Source organism: Variovorax atrisoli 110B, assembly GCF_000382045.1.
GTDB lineage: Bacteria > Pseudomonadota > Gammaproteobacteria > Burkholderiales > Burkholderiaceae_C > Variovorax > Variovorax atrisoli.
In genome coordinates this window covers 1-2,061 of record NZ_KB907491.1, presented here as the reverse complement: position 1 = coordinate 2,061, position 2,061 = coordinate 1, and the positions used below count along the sequence as shown (strand labels likewise).

At 55.7% G+C, this 2,061-nt stretch carries 5 protein-coding genes; all 5 read left to right on the top strand.

Annotated features, from left to right (window positions below):
• Nucleotides 1-276, top strand: a 276-nt coding sequence (locus G369_RS39015) for a hypothetical protein (RefSeq protein WP_440870406.1), incomplete at its 5' end; no start/stop codon positions are given.
• A 147-nt stretch (nt 277-423) separates the two neighbouring features.
• Entirely contained in the window at nt 424-837 is a 414-nt protein-coding gene (locus G369_RS0135210; RefSeq protein WP_157773894.1) for a hypothetical protein, read from the top strand.
• Nucleotides 838-906: 69 nt separating this feature from the next.
• Nucleotides 907-1,377 carry an Imm6 family immunity protein gene (locus tag G369_RS38045; RefSeq protein ID WP_080648000.1) on the top strand — a complete coding sequence of 157 codons (471 nt, stop codon included), beginning with the start codon at nt 907-909 and terminating at the stop codon, nt 1,375-1,377.
• A 58-nt stretch (nt 1,378-1,435) separates the two neighbouring features.
• Nucleotides 1,436-1,759, top strand: a complete 324-nt coding sequence (locus G369_RS0135205; protein ID WP_019658754.1) for a hypothetical protein — start codon at nt 1,436-1,438, stop codon at nt 1,757-1,759.
• 96 nt (nt 1,760-1,855) lie between these two features.
• Nucleotides 1,856-2,061, top strand: a 206-nt coding sequence (locus tag G369_RS39010; protein WP_019658753.1) for a hypothetical protein, incomplete at its 3' end; no start/stop codon positions are given.

Genomic DNA, 2,061 nt, shown 5'->3' with positions numbered 1-2,061 from the left:
TTGCCGTTTCGGAGCGTGCCCCGGCTGCTCTATCGCTGGCCAACATGGAGTTTTTCCGTGACATGCGAGAGCGGCTCGGAAGTGGCCGCAGATGCGGCGCTCGCGCAAGAAGCAGGTGCCGAATTTCCAGGCAGCCCGCCGGTCAATCGCATACGCGTTGTTTTTGCACAGGACGAGAGCCAGCTCTTCACGAACCACGTCATCTGGATTGCGGACTGGCTCAAAGAAATCCCAAGCGCCGTGGTCTACGACGAGGCAGGCAAGTGTCTATGGTGACAGGTCCTTCAGCGACGAGGTTCGGCCAGGAGCAGCCATTCACTGCCCCGGCAGAATCGAACTGAAAGCGGTCATTGGAGGAAGGTGATGGAGTCATTCAGAGTCATGCACTGTGCGGTCGATGGGGAACTGCTGGAGAGTTCGACCTTGCACATAGATGCACTGTCCAAGAAGTGGCTCGCATACTGCGAAGACCTCTTGTGCGGTGGACCAATCGTCGCCACCCACTTGAACGGGCCGTTGGCTTCCTGGAGCGTGGAGTGCGTAGCGGGAAAGTGCAACTTCAGCATTGGCGAACATGTCGTCTATGTCTGCGCCATTCTTCGCTCAGGCGCTGAGCTGCAGAACAAGCAGCTCCTGGATTCGCTTAGTTCACCCGTGTGGCAGAGTGTCCGGGCTCAAGCCTCTATTGAACGACCGCTTTTCATCGTCATAAACCTCTTCCCCGAGGATGTTTCCAGCGAAGACAGCGAGGCCATGTTCCAGCTGGCGTATCACTTCGCGGGTGCATATTTAAATTGGTTTGAGGACGACCACGCTCTCTCGTGGCCGGTTAGCTGAAGACAGGATGCGGCCAGAACCGGACTTTCACGGGCCATCTACAACTTCTCCCGGAGAGCGACGTGCAGCATGCAATCGCCACACATTGAACAACTGGCACAGTCATTTTCTGCTCTGGAAGAAAGTAGCAAGGCTTCGTTTTGCATCTGGATTGCAATTCAGGTCCGAGATGTCCTTGCACCTGAAGAGGCTCAGCGTGTTGAGATCAGCCAGGCTGTTGCCACGCTTCAGGCTTGGGAAGCGGGCAGTCCAGTTACGGGCAATCACCTGAACGAACAGCTCATGAATGCTAACGATGAAGGTCTGTACGCCTATCTTGATCACGAGCTTAGCCGTACGAACACTGCGATTGAGGCCGTCGGCGGCTCGGTTTGCTACATCGCTTGGATGGCCTATAGAAGGGCCGGGGAACGCCTCCCCGACGGCATCGATCAGGTCAATGATGATTTCATCACATGGATAGTTCAGCAGGCTGTCGACTGTCGGGCTGTTACATACGAGGCCTGCTTGTCAGCCATTCGGAAACTTGCATCTAAATGAAGGTCGATGCCTGAAGCATCCATGTGACGGGCAAAATCCCGCCAGAAGCGGGCACACGATGAATCTTGAAGAATACTTTGCGGAGTTCAAAACGGCGGTTCGTGTAGACAGCGCTTTTGGACTCACGGTGCATGTTGCAGCCGAAGTCGCCGCCGGCCATGCGATTGGACTTCCCGTCGCGCAGATGCATGCTTTCCTTGCTCGGCGCACTCAGATAACGAGTGCTGCCGTTGCCCTGAAGGGGCCTTATCTATCTCCGGAGCAGATCGCCAGGATAGATTTGGCACGAGCCGATGGTGCGGTCTACCCCAAAGACGTAGTTCTGAAGGCCTTCACGCCGGAGGAGGTGCACTCGGACCTCCTGGCCAAGATCTCCAAATGAGACAGAAGGTCTGCTTCGAAGAAGAGTGAGCTTCGGCTGACGTTCCTCGCGACGGCAGCGTGACCGGCTAACGTCGGCCAGAACCAGACATTCGATATGACATCTCGTTTTTCAGTCGATTTCAACGAATTGCTTGAGCGCGATCTCGTCATGCTGTCGCAGACCGATTTCCGGAAGGACATCAACGGCTCGTCCGTCCTGCTCGTCGAAGGTCTCCCTATTGAGGTTCAAGAAGATAACCTCTATGACGACGGCACGCACGAAGTGCTGTTTGCTCGCGGAGTCGTTGAGGCCAACTCAAC

Coding starts and splice junctions, on each gene's coding strand:
- G369_RS38045 (WP_080648000.1), top strand. CDS start 907: ATGCAATCGCCACACATTGAACAACTGGCACAGTCATTTTCTGCTCTG.
- G369_RS0135205 (WP_019658754.1), top strand. CDS start 1,436: ATGAATCTTGAAGAATACTTTGCGGAGTTCAAAACGGCGGTTCGTGTA.